At 47.9% G+C, this 23425-nt stretch carries 28 protein-coding genes and 1 tRNA gene; 6 read left to right on the forward strand and 23 right to left on the reverse strand.

What is annotated here, in order from left to right:
• Position 1 precedes the first annotated feature (1 nt).
• The 7 genes from sat to GACE_RS05650 all read right to left on the reverse strand — a co-directional run bounded on the left by sat (position 2) and on the right by GACE_RS05650 (position 6118).
• On the reverse strand, positions 2-1141 hold the full coding sequence (sat, locus tag GACE_RS05620; RefSeq protein WP_048091878.1) for a sulfate adenylyltransferase: 1140 nt from the start codon (positions 1139-1141) through the stop codon (positions 2-4).
• Between the two features lie 15 nt (positions 1142-1156).
• A complete protein-coding gene (locus GACE_RS05625; protein ID WP_048093705.1) occupies positions 1157-1387 on the reverse strand; it encodes a ribbon-helix-helix domain-containing protein in 231 nt (76 codons plus the stop codon).
• Positions 1388-1494: 107 nt separating this feature from the next.
• Positions 1495-3570: a DHH family phosphoesterase gene (locus GACE_RS05630; RefSeq protein WP_048091882.1), complete on the reverse strand. Its 2076-nt coding sequence runs from the start codon at positions 3568-3570 to the stop codon at positions 1495-1497.
• Between the two features lie 57 nt (positions 3571-3627).
• On the reverse strand, positions 3628-4434 hold the full coding sequence (locus GACE_RS05635) for an ABC transporter permease (protein ID WP_148305940.1): 807 nt from the start codon (positions 4432-4434) through the stop codon (positions 3628-3630).
• On the reverse strand, positions 4403-5311 hold the full coding sequence (locus GACE_RS05640; RefSeq protein ID WP_052400235.1) for an ATP-binding cassette domain-containing protein: 909 nt from the start codon (positions 5309-5311) through the stop codon (positions 4403-4405). The genes GACE_RS05635 and GACE_RS05640 overlap by 32 nt, the downstream gene beginning before the upstream one ends.
• Before the next feature lie 157 nt (positions 5312-5468).
• A complete protein-coding gene (locus GACE_RS05645) occupies positions 5469-5894 on the reverse strand; it encodes a PIN domain-containing protein (protein WP_048091886.1) in 426 nt (141 codons plus the stop codon).
• Complete coding sequence (locus tag GACE_RS05650; protein WP_048091887.1) at positions 5891-6118, reverse strand: hypothetical protein; 228 nt, start codon at positions 6116-6118, stop codon at positions 5891-5893. The genes GACE_RS05645 and GACE_RS05650 overlap by 4 nt, the downstream gene beginning before the upstream one ends.
• A gap of 136 nt (positions 6119-6254) precedes the next feature.
• Between GACE_RS05650 and GACE_RS05655 the strand changes: the two genes are divergently transcribed.
• The gene (locus GACE_RS05655) at positions 6255-7112 is read left to right on the forward strand and encodes an integrase (protein WP_048091889.1); all 858 of its coding nucleotides are present in this window, start codon (positions 6255-6257) and stop codon (positions 7110-7112) included.
• A 214-nt stretch (positions 7113-7326) separates the two neighbouring features.
• Here the strand turns inward: GACE_RS05655 and GACE_RS05660 are convergent, their stop codons facing one another.
• The 9 genes from GACE_RS05660 to GACE_RS05695 all read right to left on the reverse strand — a co-directional run bounded on the left by GACE_RS05660 (position 7327) and on the right by GACE_RS05695 (position 12633).
• Positions 7327-7611, reverse strand: coding sequence for a hypothetical protein (locus tag GACE_RS05660; RefSeq protein ID WP_048091892.1), 285 nt, complete (start codon positions 7609-7611; stop codon positions 7327-7329).
• A gap of 432 nt (positions 7612-8043) precedes the next feature.
• Complete coding sequence (locus GACE_RS05665; protein WP_048091894.1) at positions 8044-8253, reverse strand: hypothetical protein; 210 nt, start codon at positions 8251-8253, stop codon at positions 8044-8046.
• A gap of 80 nt (positions 8254-8333) precedes the next feature.
• Positions 8334-8495 (reverse strand): hypothetical protein, encoded by a 162-nt coding sequence (locus tag GACE_RS11700; protein WP_158413816.1) that lies wholly within the window; start codon positions 8493-8495, stop codon positions 8334-8336.
• A 5-nt stretch (positions 8496-8500) separates the two neighbouring features.
• A complete protein-coding gene (locus tag GACE_RS11705) occupies positions 8501-8650 on the reverse strand; it encodes a hypothetical protein (protein ID WP_158413817.1) in 150 nt (49 codons plus the stop codon).
• Positions 8651-8664: 14 nt separating this feature from the next.
• A complete protein-coding gene (locus tag GACE_RS05675) occupies positions 8665-9078 on the reverse strand; it encodes a hypothetical protein (protein ID WP_048091898.1) in 414 nt (137 codons plus the stop codon).
• A complete protein-coding gene (locus GACE_RS05680) occupies positions 9075-9293 on the reverse strand; it encodes a hypothetical protein (protein WP_048091900.1) in 219 nt (72 codons plus the stop codon). The genes GACE_RS05675 and GACE_RS05680 overlap by 4 nt, the downstream gene beginning before the upstream one ends.
• Before the next feature lie 4 nt (positions 9294-9297).
• On the reverse strand, positions 9298-9738 hold the full coding sequence (locus GACE_RS05685) for a hypothetical protein (RefSeq protein WP_048091901.1): 441 nt from the start codon (positions 9736-9738) through the stop codon (positions 9298-9300).
• Positions 9735-12452: a DUF3987 domain-containing protein gene (locus GACE_RS05690; protein WP_048091903.1), complete on the reverse strand. Its 2718-nt coding sequence runs from the start codon at positions 12450-12452 to the stop codon at positions 9735-9737. The genes GACE_RS05685 and GACE_RS05690 overlap by 4 nt, the downstream gene beginning before the upstream one ends.
• Before the next feature lie 7 nt (positions 12453-12459).
• A complete protein-coding gene (locus GACE_RS05695; RefSeq protein ID WP_158413818.1) occupies positions 12460-12633 on the reverse strand; it encodes a ribbon-helix-helix protein, CopG family in 174 nt (57 codons plus the stop codon).
• Between the two features lie 131 nt (positions 12634-12764).
• On the opposite strand from GACE_RS05695, the gene GACE_RS05700 reads away from it, so the two are divergent.
• Entirely contained in the window at positions 12765-13442 is a 678-nt protein-coding gene (locus GACE_RS05700; protein ID WP_048091906.1) for a MarR family transcriptional regulator, read from the forward strand.
• A 49-nt stretch (positions 13443-13491) separates the two neighbouring features.
• Here the strand turns inward: GACE_RS05700 and GACE_RS05705 are convergent, their stop codons facing one another.
• Both GACE_RS05705 and GACE_RS05715 read right to left on the reverse strand, forming a co-directional pair.
• Positions 13492-13758: a hypothetical protein gene (locus GACE_RS05705; RefSeq protein ID WP_048091907.1), complete on the reverse strand. Its 267-nt coding sequence runs from the start codon at positions 13756-13758 to the stop codon at positions 13492-13494.
• A 717-nt stretch (positions 13759-14475) separates the two neighbouring features.
• Positions 14476-14550 (reverse strand) — tRNA-Asp (locus GACE_RS05715).
• Between the two features lie 160 nt (positions 14551-14710).
• Between GACE_RS05715 and GACE_RS05720 the strand changes: the two genes are divergently transcribed.
• Positions 14711-15316, forward strand: coding sequence for a helix-turn-helix domain-containing protein (locus GACE_RS05720; protein WP_048091911.1), 606 nt, complete (start codon positions 14711-14713; stop codon positions 15314-15316).
• Here GACE_RS05720 and cofD read toward each other — a convergent pair.
• Positions 15297-16190, reverse strand: a complete 894-nt coding sequence (gene cofD, locus GACE_RS05725) for a 2-phospho-L-lactate transferase (protein ID WP_048091913.1) — start codon at positions 16188-16190, stop codon at positions 15297-15299. The genes GACE_RS05720 and cofD overlap by 20 nt on opposite strands.
• Before the next feature lie 80 nt (positions 16191-16270).
• Here cofD and GACE_RS05730 point away from each other — a divergent pair, with 80 nt between their 5' ends.
• From GACE_RS05730 to GACE_RS05740, 3 genes are read left to right on the forward strand one after another with little or no spacing between them, the layout of a single operon-like run.
• Positions 16271-16999 (forward strand): fumarylacetoacetate hydrolase family protein, encoded by a 729-nt coding sequence (locus GACE_RS05730; protein WP_052400236.1) that lies wholly within the window; start codon positions 16271-16273, stop codon positions 16997-16999.
• 4 nt (positions 17000-17003) lie between these two features.
• Positions 17004-19604 (forward strand): valine--tRNA ligase, encoded by a 2601-nt coding sequence (locus tag GACE_RS05735; protein WP_048091915.1) that lies wholly within the window; start codon positions 17004-17006, stop codon positions 19602-19604.
• 5 nt (positions 19605-19609) lie between these two features.
• A complete protein-coding gene (locus tag GACE_RS05740; protein WP_048091917.1) occupies positions 19610-19987 on the forward strand; it encodes a helix-turn-helix domain-containing protein in 378 nt (125 codons plus the stop codon).
• On the opposite strand, the gene GACE_RS05745 is transcribed toward GACE_RS05740, so the two are convergent.
• Genes GACE_RS05745 through GACE_RS05760 form a run of 4 tightly spaced genes read right to left on the reverse strand, consistent with a single transcriptional unit; the run spans position 19978 to position 23424 of the window.
• Complete coding sequence (locus GACE_RS05745; RefSeq protein ID WP_052400237.1) at positions 19978-20790, reverse strand: TIM barrel protein; 813 nt, start codon at positions 20788-20790, stop codon at positions 19978-19980. The two genes, GACE_RS05740 and GACE_RS05745, sit on opposite strands and share 10 nt — an antisense overlap.
• Before the next feature lie 41 nt (positions 20791-20831).
• Positions 20832-21221 carry a Zn-ribbon domain-containing OB-fold protein gene (locus GACE_RS05750; RefSeq protein WP_048093710.1) on the reverse strand — a complete coding sequence of 130 codons (390 nt, stop codon included), beginning with the start codon at positions 21219-21221 and terminating at the stop codon, positions 20832-20834.
• 5 nt (positions 21222-21226) lie between these two features.
• On the reverse strand, positions 21227-22381 hold the full coding sequence (locus GACE_RS05755) for a thiolase domain-containing protein (protein WP_048093712.1): 1155 nt from the start codon (positions 22379-22381) through the stop codon (positions 21227-21229).
• Positions 22382-22386: 5 nt separating this feature from the next.
• Positions 22387-23424: a hydroxymethylglutaryl-CoA synthase gene (locus GACE_RS05760; RefSeq protein ID WP_048091921.1), complete on the reverse strand. Its 1038-nt coding sequence runs from the start codon at positions 23422-23424 to the stop codon at positions 22387-22389.
• Position 23425 lies beyond the last annotated feature (1 nt).

Below are 23425 nucleotides of genomic sequence, written 5' to 3' on the forward strand. Positions count from 1 at the left end.
GCTACTCAACAAACGGTTTTTCAAAGCTCCTTATCACTTCAAAAACCTCCGGCCTCATGAGATACTCTGGAGGCTGAGTGCCCTCAGTTATCATCCTTCTCAACCTTGTCCCGCTGATTTTCTCGTGATGTTCCACACCGTGAGGGCAGATTTTCGCGTTAACCATTCCGGCACACTTACTGCAGTAGAACGCCTCCCGGATAAACATCGGAGTTATGCCCAGGTCGGGAAACTCGTCAAAAATCTTCCAGGCATCATAGGGGCCATAGTACTCTCCAACCCCTGCATGGTCCCTTCCCACAATAAAGTGGGTGCATCCGAAGTTCTTGCGCATTATTGCATGGTGTATTGCCTCCCTCGGCCCGGCATACCTCATCTCGTATCTGACGGTTGCAAGGGTTGCGGCATCCTTTGGATAGTAATGCTCAAAAAGCACTTCGTAGGCCTTAATTATTACCTCATCCCTGTAATCTCCCGGCTTTTTCTTTCCAAGAACAGGATTGATGAAGAGACCATCAACGAATGTCAGCGCGGCTTTCTGGACGTACTCATGGCCAGTGTGAGGGACATTCCGTGTCTGAAACGCAACAACCGTCTCCCATCCCCTCTCCCTGAACAGAACTCTCGTTTCCACTGGCCTGAGAGTGTATCTGCCAAACTCGTTCGGAATTTCGTTGAGAAGCTCGATCTCCCCACCCACAAGGTAATCCTTCATCGAATGAACCCTCAAGACACCCGGGTGTTCGGGATCATCGGTGCCAAAGACCTTCAGAGAGAGGTTTTTCCTATCGTATCGATAAATGTCCTCAACATGCATCCTCGCAACCGGGGTGCCGGCATGGAAAAGAAGTACGGCATCTCCCTCAACAAATCCGGGTTCATCAACATCCAGCAGAATCGGGATTGTCCAGGGTGTGTCATCGCTCAACCTCATGTGATCGAGGACGGATTCGTAGTCATCCCCTGTAAGAAAGCCATTCAATGGTGAGTAAACGCCATGCGCTATGTTTTCGAGGTCTATTGCCGTTCCCCGATCAATTGCCACTGCAAGATACTCGTGCTGCTCGCCGACGATTCTCTCCCTTGTTTTATCTGAAACTATGCGCCTGACAAGTCTGCCTCCGTGAGGTCTGGATACCATAATGGGTCCCTGTATTCAGTCCAGATACCCCAGAGCCCGCAGCCTTTCCTTTACCTTCTCCTCTTCCTCCTTGCTGAAGACTTCCTCCTTCTCCTCCTCTTCAAGGCTGGCGAGGACTTCCCTCAGAACATATGTAACATAATCCGAGACAGATGTGAACCCCGTTCCCTCTATCCTCTGCTTGATTTTCTCGTAAAGCTGCACCGGTATACTAACGGTTGTGTATTTCCTCTTCTCATCGCTCATCTTCATCACCTAATGACATTTAATTAAATGGCATTAAAAAGTTTTTCGGAATTAAAATTAAAAGAAACAGATAGTCCTTGAGAGATGTCTTGCCCTTTTTAAGGGACTCAAATGCTCCCTATCTTCGCAGCAAGCTTTGCGAGAACCTCCTTCCTCTTGGCCTGTATGAACTTCAGACTGCCCACAACCAGGTGTCCCCCTCCATCCACTCCAGCATTTATTTCCTCCTGCAGCTCTTTCACAATCCTGGGTATGTCCAGACTGACGCCCTCACTCCTTATCACAGCAAAGTCAGGACCATAACCGACGGTTACAAGTCTGTCATACTGTCTCTTCAGCCTGTCGTGCACCTCACCGGTGAGCTTGCCGGGTGGAGGGAATGTGAACTTCTTTGCGTAGTTCTCCACATCCAGAGCTGCAAGAGCTATCCCGTTGGGCAGCGTCTGCACCCTGACGCCATCCATCGCCGTTCTGACGTTGCCCTCGATGGCTTCCTTTGCATGGGATGAGAGGGATCTGACAAGCTTCTGCATCCTGTCCTTCCTGCCGAAGCCCAGTATTTCGTGGACTATCTGGCTCGCAGGCCTGAATCTCAGGTAAAATCCCTCAAACTCCAAAGCCAAACCTATGTCGTGCAGATACTCCCTGTCGTAGCCCGAAAGCTCAATGTACCTCTCAACCTCACCCTCAGCCCTGTCCGCAACCACCGAAACCGCCGGCAGGATTTTCAGGTCCCTGTCGGTTATCATCCTCGCTATCTCAGTGCATAAAACGCCGGAGGTGTAGCTGCTATCTCCTCCCACCTTGTGGGGATTCACATGTATGAGCAGATACCTGTCCACCTCATCATCCGGAAAGTGGTGATCAACCGTTATGACGTCGGCCCCAAAAATCAGCATCTGCTCTATCGCAGGGATGTCCTCCCGCCCAGAGCCGTTATCCACCAGAACCACCAGCGGAATCTTGTCACCAAACCTGGCCATGTCCTCCAGACTCTCATCAAGATCCTTCACAACATCCTCAAGCTCGTAAAATGGCGCTCTTGAAACTTTCCTCCTAACGAGATAGTTCTTCGCATCAGGGTCCGGATGCACCCTCTCAATGTAATCCAGCAGGGCGATTTCCAGTGCCACACCGCCGCAGACACCATCAGCATCCCAGTGGTGCCTAATGATGATCGGTCTCGATTCGAGAACGGCTTTTTTTAGCTCTCTTGCAACATCCATCATCTGTTCCTTCAAATTCTCAAGAACCTCGCTCTCAATCAGAAATCCCCTGAATTCCGGCTCAGCCTTCCTTTCGATCTCCCTCTCGATGAGCCTTTCGATTTCACTTGCCTCCTTTCCGAGCAGCCTTTCCATCTCGAGAACTTCGATCTGAAGCTTTGAATCTCTCCTCTTCACAATCCCGATGACCCTCACAACGTCGTCGGCGTTTATTTCAGGGTACGCACGCTCACCGGCCTCAAAAGCGGCACAGTTGACCAGTCCGGTTTCGTCTGCAATCGTGAATATTGTTGGGCCACCTGTGAGCTTGATATGCTCTACCCTGCCCCTCACCTCGACCATCCTGCCTGTAGCGGATTCAAGCTGAGATATTTTCAGTGCTGGAGCTTCTTTTGACACCTCAACGATCAGATAGTCCTTTCCCTCAGCAACAGCAAGATCAATCTCGCCTGTGGGCCTGATGTTCTCAACCCTGACAAAAACATCGTCGTTTTCCTTCAGAGGGCTGTTTTTAAGGTTTCTTCTGTGAATCAACCCCCTGAGCCTTTTGTTGAGATTGACAAAAGCCCCGATGTCCGTAACGCTTGAGACCCTGCCCACATAAATCCTGCCCAGCCGGACATCCTCAAGCCCGCAGCTGTTTTTGAGCAGATAAGCATGGGGTTTTCTCCTGCAGTCAGCGCAGAGATCGTGATCCCCCACAACCTTCTTCCCGCACACCCTGCATTTCCCAGCCTTTCCAGTACCTTTACAGTCCTTGCAGACCTCCATTCTCTTTTCTATACCTGTACCTCCGCATACACCGCATATACCCTGCATGAAAAGCTTTAGCTGCTCCTCTGAAAGTTCGGCAGTGATTTTAGGATCAAAGCTCTTCGACTTTCCTGTGCCGGAACAGATCCTGCACTCCTGCTCGACCTCAATGTAGCCCTTCCCATCACAGGTATCGCACTTCATCTGGTTTCAAACATGGAGATGTGTTCTTAAAAAATTTTATGACGGATCTTGACCTCATTAACCCGAAAGTTTCAGCACAAGCCCGGTTTTCCTTGCCCTCTTCAAACTCATTTCTGCAGTGTAAAACAGAAGCGCAAGATAGACAAGAGATTCTGCAAACCCAACGAACAGCGGATTTTCAAATGCAGGCTGGTAGCCGTAAAAGGACCTGAAGTATTCCAGAAAGTGCGTGATGGGTATCAGGTAACCTGCAGTTTTGAAGGGCTCCGGGAGAATCTCCACGGGGTAGTAAATCCCGCAGAAGATCATGACTATCGCTGCAAGGGTCCAGGCAAAAATCTCCGCCCTCCTGCCAAAGACGAGAATGAAAATACAGTTCACAAGTCCTATGATCAGAGCCCCGAGAAAAATCCCGATAACGAAAAGGGCTGAACCGAGAACGGGCAAGGTGTAATCAAGACCAAAAAGCTCAGTACTCGAAATCACAAGCAAAACGAACGCCACAAATCCTCTCAACACTCCAAAAAGCCACGCTCCAAGAACCATTTTGGAGAATGGTGCTGACGAGACAACAGAATACTCAAGACTCATGCTCCACATGTCGTAAAGCATGACGTAGGTTACATCTATCTGCACTATCTGGATCACACTCAGGGCTATGACACCTATGAGAATGAAGGAAATTTCCTCGCTTTTCAGGGTTAAAAATTCCCCGAGAAGACCTATGGTAAAAAGACTGACAACTGGCCAGAAGAGCATTTCGAACAGGGCATAGAACTCGTTTTTTGTGACGGCGTAGTTTCTGTATGCAAAGGCCATTAGCTCCGCCAGACTACTTCGCAAGCTCGATGAAGACGTCCTCAAGCGTAACCTCCTCCGTTTTAACACTTTTTATCTCAAACCCCGCACGTTTAAGCCCAAAGACGATTTCTGCCAGCTCTTTTTCCGCACTTTCCGAGTAGAAAACAATCCTGTTGCCATCAATTTCGTAGGGCCGGTTCAGTGAAATTTCTCCAATCTCCGGGTCTTCAACCTCAACAATTATCCTGTCTCTCGACCTCACGAACCTCTTCAGCTCATCTGACGTTCCTTCAGCAACAATTTCACCATTCTTGATAAAGGCTATTCTGTCTGCAAGCATTTCAGCTTCACCCATGTTGTGGGTCGTGAGGATGAGCGTAACGTTTCTCTCCTCCTTTATCCCGAGTACCATCTCTCTCACCTTCCTCGCTATGTCCGGATCGAGATTTGCGGTTGGTTCGTCAAGAAAAACCACTTCAGGATCGTTTATGAACGCCCTCGCCAGATTCAGCTTCTGTCTGTTACCAGCCGAGAGCTCGTCGAACCTCAAATCCCTGTATTTCTCAAGCTCAAATTCTGCCAGCGCCCTGTCAACAACGTTCTTGTCAGAGATGCCGTAGGCGAGAGCGTAAAATCTGAGGATCTCATAAACCCTCATCCCCCAGGGCAGCCTTGTTCCGCTCGATATGTTGATCCTCCTCCTCACGTCCTTCGTCTGCCGGAGGGCATCCATACCAAGAATCCGGACCTCCCCTCTTGTGGGGATCAGAATGGTCGAGAGGATGGAGATGAGAGTCGTCTTTCCAGCCCCGTTGGGTCCGAGGATGCAGTAAACCTCCCCCTCGGCAATTTCAAGCGATATTCCCTTCAGAGCAGTAAACGGCTCCTCCATGAAGTTCCTGTAGACCATCCAGATATCTCTGCATTCTACAGCGTTCACCACCACTACTGATTATCATGGATTTTAAACATTATTTGTCCCGAAAAGGATAACGCCATCATAAACATACATCGAAAAACCTATCACATACCTTACTCATAGAGAATCAGCACATTCTGAATGAAATATCTCTAAAGAGTGTTGGCCTGTCTGCATCTCACCCTTGTTCCGCCAAAATATTCTTCAGAGATGCAGTATCAATTGCCCTGAATTTACCACTATTCTGTCCATATTCAATCATTTTTCTGTCACCAGACCATACAGGAATGCCAAGCTTTAAAGCGAGAGCTATGAATGGTGTATCCCTCTCATCAAACTCCCTTGCAATGGTGTAAGCCTCGCTGATTTTGTCCCTGTACACTTCAAAGGGAATCACATGAACCAAAGAAAACGCAATAAAGGATCTGAGTTCGAATTCCTCAGAATGTTCCTCAAGCTTGTTTTTGTGCTTTCTAAATTCCAAGAGACCTTCTTCAGGAAAATAAAGAATAAGGCTGTGATTTCTAATTCCCTCATAGGCCTTTGACCTTTCTCCAGACACTACAATCGAAAAGAGAATGTTGCTGTCCACAACAAGCTTCATTCAATCAGACCTTCTTCACCATATCTCATTTTGAGTTCAGACCACACTTCGCTTCTTGTGGTATCAAATTCTCTGAGAGCTTTCTCCAGATCGAGGGACATCCCTGATTTCAGAGCATCCATGGCCAGTTTTCTGAAAAGCTCCCTGCCCATTCCTTCTGCTATCCAGAACGTGAGTTTTTTTTCATCCACACTTTCCGGAATTTCAATCATAACCTTTGGCATATATGTTTAAAATTTGGGACACGCAGTATTTAAACAATATCCCACAACCTTAATGAGTTCTTCAAACTAACAGAGACATCTCGCTGTAAACTGCACCAGCAGATATTAATCACAAGTTTAGAGAGTCGAACAAGAGGTGAAAGCGCCCGGGCCGGGATTTGAACCCGAGGCGCGGGCTCGACAGGGCATCATCAACTATTCTGAAGTCAGAGAGGAGTTTGTGGAATACATAACCCAGAGAGTAACTCCTGATACAGCGAGGAGGTATCTCCACTACCTTGATACCTATGTGGGTGAAAAGAAGATCAACACACCCGAGGATATAACCGCTATTTTCAAGGGTGTGGAGAAGGGGAGAAACTGGCTGGCAAAGTCAATCAGAAACCTCCTCAATTTCTACGTTGAAGCAAAATCAATGGATGAATCTGTGGCGAACAAGTTCAAAAAAGCATGCAAGATTGAAAGATCAGGAGTGAGAGCTATTTTCATCAGCGACGATGAGGTCAGGGAAGCATACACCCACACGGTTGCCTCCCGGAGAAAAGAGGTTCAAATCTTCTTTGAACTACTGGTTTACTCAGGGATCAGGGCAAGCCACGCCGCTGAAATGCTCAAAAACTACGATGAAAACCAGCTCATCAAAATACCTGAAAAGGGAATTGCCAGGTACCCCATCGTGGAATTCAGCAGGGGCAATAAAAGAGGGTTCTTTGCGTATTTACCACTCGCTTTTGCGGAGGAGCTGGAGAGAATTAAGAAGCTCGATTACAAGTATCTTGTTGAAGCCATAAGATACAACAGGGTGTCAGCCAACTCAATCAGGAAATGGCATTACAACAAGCTGATCGAATCGGGGATAGACACATCCATCGCCGACTTCATCCAGGGAAGGGCACCACAGAGTGTGGGAGCAATGCACTATTTAGCTTCAGCTCGCCAGGCAGATCAAGCATACTCCAAAGCGGTGGAAGCGATCAAGAGGGTTATCGAATAGAACCCCTATTCACACATTTTTTGGAATTTCAAGCCATATTAAGGTATATCTCCCCTTCGAAAATCCGCTCAGAGAAAAAAATAAGAAATGCGAATAATATTCACCACATTATACAATTAATTCTATAACCTCTTTCAGGAGATAACCTCGATAGATCAATTAATAAAAGAGAAAAATTTTAACTCTCTTCCGCCGCCGTCCAGTGTGGAATAGGTCAACCCCTGATCCAGCTGATTATCAGGAAGCCACCCCATGCCATCAGCCCAACGCTGAGCAACCTGAGAACGGTGATCACAATATCTGTGGTCTGGTTCATGCCGTCCATAATCTTCTGGTTGCTTCCGGTGTAAACGCTGGTGAATGTGGTTTCGAATTCGCCCACGAGGATGAAGCTGATATAGAGCGATACAATGCCGGCGAGGAGTATAACCACTGCCATGGTGAGCCCCACTGCCGCCACTTCCTCGTGGAGGAATTCCTTAACCAGGTCGCTTATCATGGCTTCTCACCTCCTTAATTGTTACTTATTTCCGTAACATCTTAAAAAATTTTCTCCGATAAGATTGCTTAATATGAACAGAAAAGCTTTAATTAAAGAGATAAGCTTAAACCAAACCTGCACAACTATTTTTTTCTATGTTTGAGGACTATTTAAATCTTCCCCTGTGTGGTCAACTTAACACTTTATACATTCTGTTAAATTGGCAATAATTACCCCCTGAAAAAACAATTTCACAGGTTTTTCACTTAACAGTTTAACAACTGTTCAGAAATCAGGATAAGTTTAGTCTAAAAAAACAAAAATAAAATAATCTTCAACTTGCATGTTTGTGCAACTGCACAACTGCACAAGTAAGCAACCACAAGCACCGGGTGATTGCAGTTTTTTAGGAGAACCTAATTTGAGCAGTTGAAAAAGTAAGATAAAAAATTAATGAACGTCCACGCCCTGTGTTTTACTGTCCCTCTTCCCGTTCAACCTTTCTATCAGAATTAACACGGTCTCGATCACCTTCTCTGCCGGTTCTCCGTCCAATCTGACAGCAATTCTTAGACCTCCGCCGTCCTCTGAAACTCCTTGATCAATCTCAATCCATCTGATCGGATATTCCTCAGAAACCTCGATTTCATCATCACACATTCGCCACCACCTCTTTTCTTATGCACAATTCCTGGCACAGCTCAGCACCAACAACCAGCACCTGATCACAGCCAAAACACTCAATCATCGTCCATCACCTCAAACTCTTCAATGCGTGGACAGATTGCAGGAAAGCAAACCTTGTGAACCCTTCTGCACAGAATGAAGCCCTGTTCATCCTTCTCGGAGTGTTTGCACCAGAACCCATGTTCATGCCAGAAAAGAAAAGCCGTTGATGTCATGCTCTTCACCACTTCCCTGTCTTCAATCCTCCCACTCCAACACGGGCGAGGTTCCTTCCTCTCACGTATTTGCTCCAGGGTGCTGGTTGATACGGGCATGTAGGAGAGGGCAGTTCACCACATCCAGAATTCCCGCACAGGAAACACCGAATCATCTCACACCACCTCCTCAATACCATAAAACCCGGATTTCTCCTCTCATCTCCTTCAGCTTCGCAAAATACCGGAAAACGTCCAAAACTCTCAGCTTCGAAGCTACAAGGTAAATGGTGGAATGGTCGGGTTCTTTTTTTATGTTGAAGCTTAGAGGGCTAAGGTAACCCCAGTTTTCTCTCGCAAATTCCTGAATCTGCCTGAAACTCCACTCCCTCTTAAGTCCATATAGAATTAAAGCGATGATCAGAAATCGATTGTACGATTTTCTACCACGTGTTCTGATAGGTTTCCTCAGTGGTGCTGGAAGGTCGAGCTGTCTGACAGCTTCGTATATCTCGACGACCTTCAAAACTTCCTTAGGAATGCCCTCAGAATTCGAGGTTATGTGTTTAAAAAATGGTGAATTATTGGATTCTGTACCTTTCATTGTTCATCACCGACCACATGAGCTATTGCGCTTCTCAGTGGGTCAACGACGTTGATCTTGTACACTTTCCCCATCATGCCCTGGCAGTGAGACATCCGGTACAGTGTCTTCTTTCGTCCCTCAGCTCCGTGATAGTGGAATCTGCGGCAGAACGGACAGAAAACAACAACCTTTTTACCGAGCTTCACTCCCTCCACTTCTACAAAATCTTCCATATTCTCACCTCCACCAGCTTATACTCCTCCTCAATGGGCGAGTGAGAGGAGCATGCGAGATATAATTCTGATACAACCACGAACCGAATTCAGAAACTCCACCTGAGAATGTGGGGGTTCTGTTCTCAAATGAGAGTGTTGAGGTTGGAGGTAACCGCCCCTGAGGGAGCTGGTAAACCGTAACTGAATCCTCAAAGTCATCATGAAACGCCACGATAACAGGAATGCCCAGCAAATCTCCAAGTTTCTTAAGAGAAATTGCCTGAAATGTCTTCATGCGGTGTATGGATGAATGCTTCTCCTCATAGAGGAGAACAAAATTCTCGCCAATCTCGATGATTCCGTCAATGTTCATGATGTTTACAGCGTGGAGATTATCCCGGTATCGTCTTACTGCCCTCCAGAGCAGGTTTTCTGTAAATTCGCCGCAATGCGGGCAGATCACTTGGAATCACCCCCTCCTGAAAACTCCTCAGCAATGCCCGCCCTTATCAGGGGTTCAGCGTTCACCCGTGGCAATGTCACCATTGCATTGGCTTTCAAAAGGTAGGTTTTCCCATCAATCCCTAAAAGCTCAGTAACTGGAGGTTCTCTCCTGATTACCACGGTGGTGTAATCTCCAGAATTGCCATTGGTACCGTTGTTACCATTCACTTGCTTCTTTGTGGCTTTGTGCTTCAGCTTAACGACGATTTTTCCGTCTTTTTTGACCAACTCTATTTCACCGGAATGGACGAGAGCTTCGAGGGCTTCACTGACTTCTCTTAAGGGCTTATGCAGGTACCTGAGAAGATCCCTCCGGGTTAACTCACCACCGTGGCGTTTCAATGTTCCCAAAATCTTTTCCTGCAAATTGCGTTCCTCGTCCCACTCCAGCTCCTTAATCAGGTTCACCGCATATGGCAATAGGTACTCATCCACCACTCTGCAAGCTTCCTGGATGTATTCGAGCGTGATGATGGGTTCGAACTCTTTGTCCCCCAGGGTGAAAAGCATCGCCAACTTCACAGCGTAGAGGTAGTACCTCCCCAGCAGTGTGGCGAGAATCTGGTTCTTTGTCCGGATAACTTCCTCCTCCCATCTTCTCTGCCATTCCTGATAAAACTCGAAAGCTTCAGGGTCAAAGTCAATCCTTATGTCTTCTTTGGAATCAACCACTCTCATGTGGATTTCTTTGAGGAATTCGCAAACCTCCTCGAACGCTTCAAGGTCTTCCTTAGTCGCCAGTCCGAATGGGCGCCACTCCTTTTCATACTGAGGGTTCACGTAAATGAACCTCGCGAGAAAGCCCGACTCAAAGTCCAGAGTGGTGGAATGCTTTTTGAAGACCGCAGGGGTCATGGCAAGCCAGATAGTCACGTAGGGATCAGTGATCTCGAACTCCTCTTTTCTCAGCGTCCTGTAATAGTTCTCTCCATCGTAAAGAATGCAGAGAAAATCCCTGAGGTCGATTGCATACTGTTTTTTGAGCGTGGCGAGTAATTTTCCACCCTCGGGGTGCCAGATCGCTCCCGTACTTTTCTGGGAGAGAATCTGAATCAGAGACTCCGGAGAGAAGTCGTGCGGCAGGAAAAACCCCCTGATCCCCACAAATTCAACCACGGTTTTTGCGATTTTCATGGCGGTGGACTTCCTGGAGATTGTGGAATCGCCGAGGGTCATCGCCCATACGTTGGGGTAAACGCGCTCATGGAGGAAGTCAACGTAAACTCTCCTCCCCGCAATCCGTGAGAGAATCGAAATTGCCCCTATGAAGTGATATTCTTTATAAGCGTCAGTTCTCCGTTCAGCCATTCTCATAAACTTCGTTATAAAGTTGTCTTCTGGTAAATTGAGCTCAATGGGTGGTATTTCATACTCCCAAGCTTCGTCAGCGGTCGTGGACGATTCTTGAAGTTTCTCGCTAAGTTTAACGAGGTGATCGAAGGGGTCACTTTCGCCACTTTCGGGATCGTCATCATTCATGAGTGTGTTAAAGTCATCAACGGGTTTTGGAAGCTCTATCCTTGCTCCATATTTTTCCTTCGCGATTCTCAGAACCTTCTTAAACAGTTCACCACGTAGAGTCCCTTTTCTGGCGTCTTTGCAGTCTATCAAGCCCTCGAGAACGGCGATCAATTGTAGAACGCCACCGCCTGATGGCTTTCCATCCACTGCGCAATCCGCTCTAAAACAGTTCCACCTGTTGTTGTCGGGATCAACCCAGAAATTCCGTCCTGTGGTGCTTCCATGGACAGGGTGAGCGCCTACAAGTTCATCGCCAGATGGTTTAAGGTTCTCTTCGGGATCATATCCCCATTTCTTTAGAACGTCTAAGATGTTAAGCCCGAAGTCAGTATGGGAAAGCTCTCTGGCTTCCTTAATACCTTCTACTATTGATTTGAGTTTTTTGAGAAGTTCATCCGCATTTATCGGTGGTTCCTCTGAGCTGTATAGAATTCTACAAGTATTTTTCAAAGCAAATTTATTGTTCAGAGTTCCAGCAAGTCTTATAATTCTCGGTGGATCGATTAAGCGATCGCCACCGAGGAGATCAGCGAGATATCCCTGGATTTCACCCCATACTTCCGGCGTGGTTTCATTTAGCTTGATATATATGTGGTATCCCCAGCCAGAATCTATGATTAAAGAAGGTTTCAAACCGAGTGGTTCAATGCGATCATACAGCCACAGGATGAAATCTGAAAATTTGGGCTTCCGGATTTCATAAACCTTTTTTCCCTGCTTTACAATCGTAACTTTATTCGATTTCCAGAATCCCTTTTCTGCGAGAGCGATCTTAACTTCATCGCTCAGATTGTCCACGGTGATTTCCTTCTTGAAATCTTTGTCCACGACGGCGAAGTGGCAGGTTCTTATATGCTCCTCCTTGCCCCCTCCTCTTTCCGGCTTTACTGCTCTCGGATTCACGCCCACATACACGTCGGATTCCCTGAGCTTTTCGGTGTTCTCTTTCACCCACTGGAGGGTGGGATTAATGGAATCAAAGAATTTAACCACTGCTTTGTTGTCTTTGAACGCCCGGAGTTCAATGAACCCTTCAACCCCTTCGAAAAGGGTTCTGAGGTGTGTTTCAGTATCCGCAATATTTATATTTTTTAAAACCTCACTTTCTTTTGGGCTTTCGTAGCTTTCGGGGTGGTTGGTTGGTGATTCCACCGATCAATCACCTCGCATCGCTATTAATTTTTTCAAAAAACCCCAGGCTGGCAATGTAGCTGTCAATTGCCCTTCTCACAAGTTCACTCTCTGAGATTCCTAACTTCTCCGCACCCCATCTAATCTTCTCCCGATACTTGGGGGACATGCTGAAAGTCAAACACACCGTCACCATTGTCATCACCTTTTTTTCACTCAATAAGATTATTGATTGAATTACTATTAAATCTTTCGGGATTATTCTACAAAATACTTACTAAATTCACAAGTGAGTAAAACTTATAAATGTGAGTAATTCACTCAATATTGGGGGTGATTGTATTGAGTAAATTCAGCATACAGCAGGAAATCCTAAGAAGCCCAGGTGTGAGATTCAACGAACTAATGGAAAGAACTGAATTGTCGCATCAGAGTGTATCAAGAGCGTTAAAACAGCTTGAACAGAGAGGTTTGATTTACCACGTGGAGGATGAGGAAGATCGCAGAAAAAAGAGATATTTCGTGAGAGAAGATAATTTGATCGTTATCTCTATTGATGAAGTTGTCGAGAGAGTCAGAGAGGAATTAAGCAAAGCAGGGGAAGACCTCACACCTGAGGAGGAAGGGCGGTTAAGGGAGTTTCTACTCAAGGTTGTCCGACCTGCGATTGTCGAGAAGCTAAAACATGATGGTTTCGAAGACACCGACCCACGATTTTTTGTCGAAATTCTCCTCCACGGTGTGGTGGCTCTCGCTGAATTAACAAAACCAATGAAAGGTGTTTCGAAAAAGAGAATGAAAAAAGTTGTTACAGCGTTGAAGCCACAGTTTTATGAGTTGGTGGGGGCTGACGTGGGTGTTTTGATAGAGGGACTGTCTATATTGGGTGATGGGTTTATTAGGAAAATGGCGAAGATGGAAAGTTTCCAGAAATCGATAATAAACCAGTTTATGCGAGCGTTTAGGTTCCTGAGTGATGAGAGAGTTATCAGAGAAATGTTAGGGAATTAATGGTTTATTTTCAGTTAGGGGTTCAGAACCCACCACTGTAACATCTTTTTTAACAGCAATTTTCGATGACTTTTCCTTTATCTTCAACACGCTTGAGGGGTTCTTGACCCACCGAGCGACCAAGCTTGATATTAGTATTGATTGCTCCCATTCGCCTACCTTCCTTTTGCCTCTCCCTCGCTTTCTTAGCTTCGATTATCTTCTTCGCCTTCTTTACTGTTTTATCTGATATTCTCAACCCTTTTTCCCGTGCTTTTTTAACTGCAATTTCGATGGCTTTGCCCTTATCTTCAAAGAATGTGGGTACATGACCCACCTTTTTTTCGGAAGGTATTCTTGGATTATTTATTATGGCTTGTGCTTTCTGTCTCTCTCTCGCCTTCTTAGCTTCAATCTCTGCAAGTTATGAAACTCTGGCACACAGTAGCAAGGGCGGGGATTGGATAGATTAGAGATTAACCACGTGTCGGTGACGTCACATTGTCGAAAGTGTCACATTGGAGAATATATAAATGAACTTTGTGGTAATTTTATAAAAATCCTCCAATTTTCATTTATATAGTTTCAGATGTGACAGTGCGACACTTGCGACACCCGCGACACTTGCGACAATCCCGTGGCTAAAACTCCACATTAACCCCGCACCACTTCCACCCATGAGAACCTTCTCAAAAATGAGAAACCAAATTGATTTCATACGGGTTAATTTAATCCGATCTATAATCCAAATTACAAAATCACCATCGCCACCTTTTTTATAATACCCCTCCTGCTCCAATAGCCCATCTGTGGCAGGTTTCACCCACCCTATAACCACACCATGCACACACCACACCCAAAAATTTAACTTTTTTCATGCGCATAAAACTCAATATGGGACGCCCAAACCAGAACAAAACCCGTGTGAACCTGACAATAAACAGGGATATATTGGAAGCTTCCCGCAAATACATCCCCAACCTGTCCGATTTCGTCGAAAAGAAGCTTCTGGAGTTTCTGCAGTTCGTAAACCACCCGATAAAAGGATTTGCCACGCCCGGGCCGGGATTTGAACCCGAGGCGCGGGCTCGACAGGCCCGCATGTTAGGCCTGGCTACACCACCCGGGCATCAGAAGCTGTTTCTCTCTCAGTCAAGCAGGGTTTTTAAGCATTTTGGTCAGCGAACAGGCAGCCATGCATATGGGAGTGGGAGTTTCAGAACAGAACGGACATGCTGCCAAGACAGATTTTCGATTTGTTTAAATACAGCATTGCAGGAGTTTTACCCGTGATTGAGCTCCAGATCAGAACAAAACTTCCCGAAAACTGCGCCCTTGGTGTTATAAAGGCCATGCAAAATGTAATAACAAAGGTGGAGGGTCTGACCGACGTTGGTGAATCAATAAAAGGTCTCTTCCAGATCAAGGGTCGAGACATCAGCAGATCCCTGTCAGAGCTTCCGGAAACCTGCGACAGCATCGTCCTCTCGAAGGATGAGGCAAAAATTCTGATAAAGGAGCATACGTGCATGGTTGCACTGCCAATACTCCAGTCAGGGTGCATCCTCAAAAACGTTGACGTTTCTGACAGCACACTGATCTGGGACCTCATCTGCGATGACGAGGCGTTCAAAACCCTGATGTCAAAACTTGAAGACTACGGTGTGGAGTTCGACATCCTCTACAAGGGGAAGCCATCCAAAACCGGAACCACTTACAGAGAGGAGGAAATCCTGAGGTTCGCTCTGGAAAGGGGCTACTTCGACTTTCCGAAGAAGATCAGACTGGAGGAGATCGCAGACCATTTCGGAATCGCATCTTCAACCCTTTCAGAAATCCTGAGAAGGGGTATGAAAAAAGTCCTCGAAAGACACTTCAAAGAAGGTTCAGAATGAACTTCGCGAGGTTTACCGCATCTTCCGCTGTTTTCATGATGGTGTTGGTCTCTACAACCTCTGTTGAGTCGCTCTCGAACCCGTCTCCCTGCTGCACAACAAACACGTCTATCAACCCCCGGTAAAAATCCAGAACCCCCTCAGGGGAGACGTCATAGCCCAGAGCCTTCATGAATTTTCCCGCCGGACCGCTTACAGGGTTTTTTCCAATTACTGGGGATACTGCTATGACCTTTTTCCCCTCCAGGGCTCTCCTGATTCCGTCAATCATCAGAATTGGACCAATGCTCGTAACAGGGTTGCTGGGTCCTATGATGACGGCTCTGCTTTCCGCTATCGTCTCCAGAACCTCCTCAGCAGGTCTTGCCCTGTCAATCCCCTCCACCTCTATGCCCGCAACCTCAGGTTCGCCCCTCCTTTTAACCCAGAACTCCTGAAAGTGCATCTTGCCTTCTGGAGTTACTACCTGAGTCGCCACCTCTTCCTCGCACATTGGCAGGATCTTCTGCTCCACGCCCATAGCCCTGGCAAGCATCTCGGTTGCCTCTTTGAGGCTGAAACCCTTTCTGAGCAGTTCACTCCTGAAGACGTGCGTGGCCCTGTCCGCATCTCCAATCATCATGCCCTCATCGATTCCAAGCTCCTTCAGCCGGTTGTGGGTGTGGAAGGTGTCATTCTTAACCCCCCACCACTTTGCATCGTCTATAATGCCCGCAAGAGCGTAGATGACAGAATCTATGTCCGGACAGATTTTATTTCCTGAAACCCACACATCTTCGGCCGTGTTCACCACGACGGCGAAGTCCCTTTCTACCTCCTTCATCCCGGCAAGGAGCTTCGGTGTACCCGTCCCGCCCGAGAGAAAAGTCAGCATCAGAACGGGAATGCCGGAAGGAAATAAAAATGTTGAGTCATACAGAAACCAATATATTTTGTGAGCGGGAGGCTAAGTCAATGATTGCATACGGGAGGTTTATTGCTGGAGGAGAGATTATCGAGGATTACTTTGAAATTGCTAACGGGAAAATTTTCCTCGATTCGTCACATTTCAGCATCGATGATGTGAGATTTTTACCCCCTGTAATTCCTGAGAAAATAATCGCCGTCGGGCTTAATTACAGAGACCATGCTGAAGAGCTGAACATGAGCATTCCCGAAGAGCCGGTGCTTTTCATGAAATCACCTTCTTCAATAATTGGAGATGGGGATGCAGTAATCCTGCCTGAAAAAAGCACGAGAGTGGATTACGAGGGTGAGCTTGCTGTGGTTATTGGAGAGAGATGCAGGGACGTGACCGTGAAGGAGGCTGAAGAGGTTATTCTCGGATACACATGCTTCAATGACGTAACCGCAAGAGACCTCCAGCAGAAGGGGTGGCAGTGGGGCATTGCCAAATCCTTCGACACCTTCTCACCGATTGGTCCCTACATCGCCACAGGCATAAAGCCTGACAATTTGAAAATAAAAACCATACTCAACGGGAAGGTCGTTCAGGAGTCGAACACATCACACCTCATTTTCAGCGTTTTTGAGCTTGTATCTTACGTGTCATCCATCATGACCCTGAAGGAGGGAGATGTGATATCAACAGGAACTCCCGCAGGTGTTGGAAAGCTCAGCAGTGGAGATGTGGTTACGGTTGAGATTGAAAATATTGGAAAGCTGACAAACCATGTGAGGTGATCGAATGAATATGGAGAAGGAATACAACGCTCATAAGGTCGAGGAGAAATGGGTTGAGCAGTGGAAGGATGAAATGTATTACTTTGACTGGAATTCCGAAAAGCCTCATTTCATCATAGACACACCTCCCCCATACCCCACGGGGACGTTCCACATTGGTAACACCCTCAACTGGTGCTATATTGACTTTATAGCAAGATACAGAAGAATGAAGGGTTATGAGGTCATGTTTCCCCAGGGATGGGACTGTCACGGACTGCCAACCGAGGTGAAGGTTGAGGAGAAATACGGAATCAAGAAAAACGATGTCCCGAGAGAGAGGTTCAGGGAACTGTGCGTGGAGTTTACAGAGGGCAACATTGAGAAAATGAGAAAAACGATGCGCAGGGTGGGGTTCAGCATTGACTGGAGCAAGGAATACATAACCATGTACCCAGAATACTACAGAAAAACGCAGGTAAGCTTCGTAAGAATGTACAGAAAAGGGCTGATCTACAGAGGAGAACACCCCGTGATTCACTGCCCGAGGTGTGAAACCACCATAGCCCTTGCAGAAATCGAGTACAAGAGCGGTAAGACCAAGCTCAACTACATAAAGTTCGATGATGACGTGATCATCGCAACCACCAGACCGGAGCTTATACCGGCGTGTGTTGCAATAGCAGTCCATCCCGAAGACGAGCGCTACAGGGACGTGGTGGGCAAAACCGTGAGAGTGCCCGGAACAGGGCATGAGGTGAAGGTCATTGCCGACGAGGACGTCGATCCGGAATACGGCACCGGAATGGTGATGATATGTACCTTTGGAGACAGACAGGACGTTAGATGGTGGAAGAAGCACAGGCTTGAGCTGAGAGACGTTCTGACAAGAGACGGCAGGCTGAACGAAAAAGCCGGGAAATATGCAGGACTGAACGTCAGGGAAGCGAGAGAGAAGATCCTCGAAGACCTGGAAAAGGAGGGCAGACTGATAAAGCAGGAGGAAGTTGACCATAACGTTGGAGTCTGCTGGAGGTGCAAGACCCCGGTAGAGATTGTGCCTGAAAAACAGTGGTTCGTCAAAATCGAGAAGGAGAAAATACTGGAGGCTGCAAGGAGGGTGAAGTGGGTCCCCGAACACATGCTCTCCAGACTCGAAAGCTGGGTTGAGAGCATGGACTGGGACTGGGTCATTAGCAGGCAGAGAGTTTTCGCAACACCCATTCCCGTATGGTACTGCAGGAACTGCGGGGAGGTTGTTGTTGCAAAGGAGGAGTGGCTGCCCGTAGACCCAACACGAGACAAGCCCAGGGAACCGTGTCCGAAATGCGGTGGAAACGAGTTTGATGGAGAGGATGACGTCCTGGACACCTGGATGGACTCGAGCATAACCTCGCTTGCAATCACCGGGTGGCCGGATGACCAGAAGGAGTACCCCACCCATCTCAGGCCTCAGGGCCATGACATAATCAGAACATGGGCATTCTACACCATACTGAGAAGCATTGCGCTTGTTGGAGAGATACCCTGGCATGAGATCGTGATTAACGGAATGGTACTCGGAGAGGATGGCAGAAAAATGAGCAAGAGTCTCGGAAACGTCATTTCTCCTGAAGAGGTTATAGAAAAGTACGGTGCCGATGCGCTGAGACAGTGGGCAGCGATAGGCGGAATTATGGGAACCGACGTTATCTTCAGCTGGAAGGAGGTCGTCGCAGCTTCGAGATTCCAGCAGAAGTTCTGGAGCATTCTCAGATTCGGAATGATGCACCTCGATGACTACCAGCCTGACGAGTCTCACAGGGAACTGCTGAGAGATGCGGACAGATGGATTCTCTCCAAGCTGAACAGGCTGATCATCGAAGTTGACAGAAGCATGGAGGAGTACAACTTCAGCAATGCCCTGAAAGCAATAAGGAGCTTCACCTGGTACGAGCTTGCGGATAACTACATTGAAATTGTGAAAAACAGGCTGTATTCCGGCAGCGATGAGGAAAGAGTCCCCGCCAAATACACGCTCCACAGGGTCCTTTCCACCCTGATAAGACTGCTCGCTCCGATAACACCCTTTATGGCAGAGGAATGCTGGCAGGTGTTCTCAGGAGACGGCAGCGTGCACCTGCAGAGGTATCCTGAGGCAGATGAAACTCTGATTGACGAAAACGCAGAGAGAAAAGGAGAAATGATAAAAGAGATCGTCGAGGCAATAAGGAGGTACAAGCACGACAATGGGCTTGCCCTGAACGCTCCCATGGGCAGAATCGGAATATTTGTGAAGGAGAGCATCGACACAAGAGATATCGCCGGAGCGGTAAACGCTGAGGTCGAGATCGTTGAGGAGATGCCCGAAATCCAGATGGGAATTGCAGAGGTCAAGCCAAAATTCAGCATAATCGGTCCAAAGTTCAGAGACAGGGCTGGAGCAGTTATAAATGCAGTAAAACAGATGAGCGAGGCAGAAATCCTAAAGTTTATAAATGAGGGACGAGTTACTTTAAGCATAAATGGCGAGGAATACGAGCTGGAAAGCGAGTGGTTCGAGTTCAAATTTGAGAAATCGATAAGCGGCAAAAACGTCGATGTTGTCGAAACATCCTCCGCAGTAATAATAATCGAGAAAAGGTGATTGGTATGGATGAGGAAAAGCTCAGAGAGTTGTTTTCCAGTGAAACAACCTTTCAAAATATTTTAAAATGCATTCTAAACCTGACTCCTTCCGAGATAGAGGTGTATCTCGCCCTCCACGAGCATCCGAACACAGGTGTTGATGAGCTTGCAGAGATAATCGGAAAGGACAGGAGTGGAGTCTACAGAAGCCTTCACTCACTTATGGAAAAGGGCCTCGTCGAGAGAGAGTACAGAATACTGAAACACGGAGGATACAAGTATCTCTACGTCCCAATCTCCATCGACGTTCTGAAGGACAGGCTGAGGGCAGAGCTTGAAAACTGGTTCAACAAGCTTAACGAGGTTGTGGAGAAGTTCTCGCTCCATCAGGCTCAGAGCTGAGAATACAGTTCCTTAAGCATAGCTGCATCTTCTTCAAGATTCGGGCTTTCGCATATAACCAGCCCACCTGCAGAAAAGTCCCTGAGAGCCTTTAAAAACTCCTCAAACCTGAAATCAGATTCTCTCAGGTTAAGGTGTCTGACCTCACCCTTCGCACCATAATCTATCCCGCTTATGTGAATGTGCAGGTTTTTGAGAACCTCTCTGCCGAGCAGAGATTCCACAACCTCCAGCAGTTCTGAGAATTCTTCGTAGCTGTTGTAAGCCATGGTTCTGGCATGGATGTGGCTCACATCTATACACGGAAGCGTGTTCTCCACCTCGGAGCACAGGTTGAGTATCTCCTCAAGCTCCCCAAACTGCTCTCGCCTCCCAGAAGTCTCCGGCCTCAAAACCACACCCAGCTCTGCAACAACGTCAGAAACTTCATTCAGAGCGTCCCTGATTCTCCTGTAAGCCTCATCTCTCGGTCTTCTCATGTAGTATCCGGGATGAAAAACTATGCTTCTGGCACCCATCAGGTTCCCGATTCTCGCCGAGTCAATGAGCCTCTGAAGGCTCTGCCTCACCTTAACCTCGCTGTCCGCATTCAGGTTAATGTAATAGGGTGCATGAACACTCAGCCTTACGCCAACAGATTCCGCCACCAGACCGACGTTTCTGGCGGTGTCCTCCCTCATCCTCACTCCCCTGACGAACTGAACCTCCATGCAGTCCAGTCCAAGCTCTCTGATGGTCCTGATTCCATCCGCAGTGCTTCTCCCTGCAGAGGTGTTAGGCACACCTGCAGTTCCGAAGAGCATCACTCGCATAATGATCTGGAAAATTAAAAAATTTTACAGGTTCACTCATCAAGCACAAATTTCGTGCCGTAGTAGATTATTCCGTCCTCCCCTTCCTCACCGTACTTTCTGAAGACCGCCCTCACTCTCGACCCTATTCTGACCCTTTCCGGATCCTCCACAATCTGAGCGGTAACTCTGGCACCACTGTCAAGCTCCACGATTCCGACCACATAGGGCTTCATCAGCTTGCTGCTTTCCGGAACATCGTGGATTACGGTGTAGGTTACCACCCTGCCCTTCTCACCAAGCTCAACCTCGACCATCCTGCTCTTTCTCCTGCACTCCGGACAGATGTTTCTGGGAGGGTAGTAAATGCTGCCACAGTTCTCACATTTCGTCCCCACGAGGTTGTACCGGTACTTGATCTTCCTCCAGAATCTGGGAAGCATGATTTTCACCTCCTGAATACAGAAGCCACGGCTGTTGCTCCTGTACCCCCAATATTCACGGCCATGCCAATCTCGGCATCAACCTGTCTCTTTCCCGCATCCCCTCTCAGCTGATAGACGATTTCCACGGCCTGCCTTATTCCGGTGGCACCCACAGCATGCCCGCAGGCTTTCAGTCCGCCAGATGGGTTCACCGGTTTGCCCCCTCCAATTTCAACCACGCCATCTCTGATAGCCTCATGTCCCCTGCCTCTCTCAGCAATGCCCACATTCTCATAAAGGAGCATCTCCGTAACAGTAAACGAGTCATGAAGCTCGAAAACTCCCACATCATCAAGGCTGCACCCGGCAAGCTTCAGTGCCTTTCTTGTAGCTGTTTTAACTGCCCTCATCTCGAGAATGTCTCTCCGGTTCTGCAGTGCAAGGTAGTCGCTGGACTGAACAACCGCATCGAGGAATACGGGCGTATCTGTGTATTTCCTGGCCACATCCTCACTCGCAAGTATCAGAACGGCAGCTCCATCGCTTATCGGTGCTGAATCGAGAACCTTCAGCGGTTCGGCAACGTAAGGTGAATTGAGAACGCTTTCAACAGTAATTTCTCTCCTGAACTGTGCTTTGGGATTGTTCACTGCATTTCTGTGGTTCTTCACGCTTATTCTGGCGAGATCCTCCTCGCTGCTGCCATACTCGTGCATGTGAAGTCTCGCCATCATTGCAAACAGCCCTGCAAGGGTTGCGCCGTTGAATGCCTCCCACTCCTTGTCTATGGATGAGTCCATTATCTCACTCGACGAGCCCACGTCCGTAACCTTCTCCACTCCCGCAGCAATGACGATGTCGTGAATGCCCGATGCAACGGCTATGTATGCCTCCTTCAGAGCAACTCCACCGCTCGCATCGCCTGCCTCAACCCTGATTGCAGGAATGTTGATGGACGCAAGTCCCGAATAATCTGCAATGAGAGCAGAAACGTGTTCCTGGGCTATGAATCTCCCGGCACTCATGTTCCCCACATACATCGCCTCGATCTCCCTGCCCTCAAGATTCGCATCTTCGAGAGCCTCAAGACCTGCGGAGATTACAATGTCTCTGAAACTCATGTTCCAAAGCTCTCCAAATCTCGACATTCCGGCCCCTATGACTGCCACTCTCTTCAATTTCATCACCCCATCCTTATCTTCCTTCTCAGCTTCGCATACGTGCCGTAGTCTATGTAAACTCCCTCTCTTATCTTCTCCCAGACCTCAGGCTTTCTCTCCATGCTTTCGATGTTGTCAGTAATCTCGAACACGAATGCGTCGCTGCCTGCTCCGCTGCCGAACGAAACAAGGAGGATTCTGTCTTCCGGCTTTGCGATATCGAGGACTGCAGAAAAACCGAGCAGAGATGAACCGGAATAGGTGTTGCCTATGTATCTGACCACGAGACCCTGCTCTATCTGTTTGCCTGTAAAGCCCAGCATCCTCGCCACCCTGACAGGAAACTTTCCGTTGGGCATGTGGAAAACCGCATAGCTGAAATCCTCCGGCGATAATCCGTTCCTTTCCATGATGCGCTTTGCTGCGGTGGACACATGCCTGAAATACGCCGGTTCTCCCGTAAACCTGCCCCCGTGACTCGGGTATGGCTGCCCCTCCCTCCTCCAGAAGTCAGGAGTGTCAGTGGTGAAGCTGAGTGTGTCCTTAAGCTCTGCTATAACGCTATCGTTTCCGACGAGAAACGCAGCACCTCCCGCCGCTGCGGAGTACTCGAGAGGATCTCCGGGAGCGCCCTGGCTCGTGTCCGAACCTATGGCCAGACCGTACCGGATCATTCCCGCATTCACCATGGCAACACAGTTCTGAATTCCTGCGGTTCCTGCCTTGCAGGCAAATTCGAGGTCTGCGGCATGGAAAAAGCTGTTCAGGTTCAGGGCTTCACCAACTATTGTCGCAGTGGGCTTTACGGCGTAGGGATGGCTTTCGGAACCAACAAAAACAGCTCCAATGTGATTTCTGTCGATGTCTGCTCTTCTCACTGCTTCCCTTGCACATTCAACAGCTATTGTGGCCGCATCCTCATCGATGTTCGGGACGCTCTTCTCGTAAACTCCAAGACCGTTCTTGATTGTTTCCGGATTCTCGCCCCAGATCTTCGCTATTTCCTCTACCTTTATCCTGAATTTCGGAATATAGGTCCCGTAAGACACGAGCCCGACCATC

The organism is Geoglobus acetivorans (assembly GCF_000789255.1).
In the GTDB taxonomy this organism is placed as follows: Archaea; Halobacteriota; Archaeoglobi; order Archaeoglobales; family Archaeoglobaceae; genus Geoglobus; species Geoglobus acetivorans_B.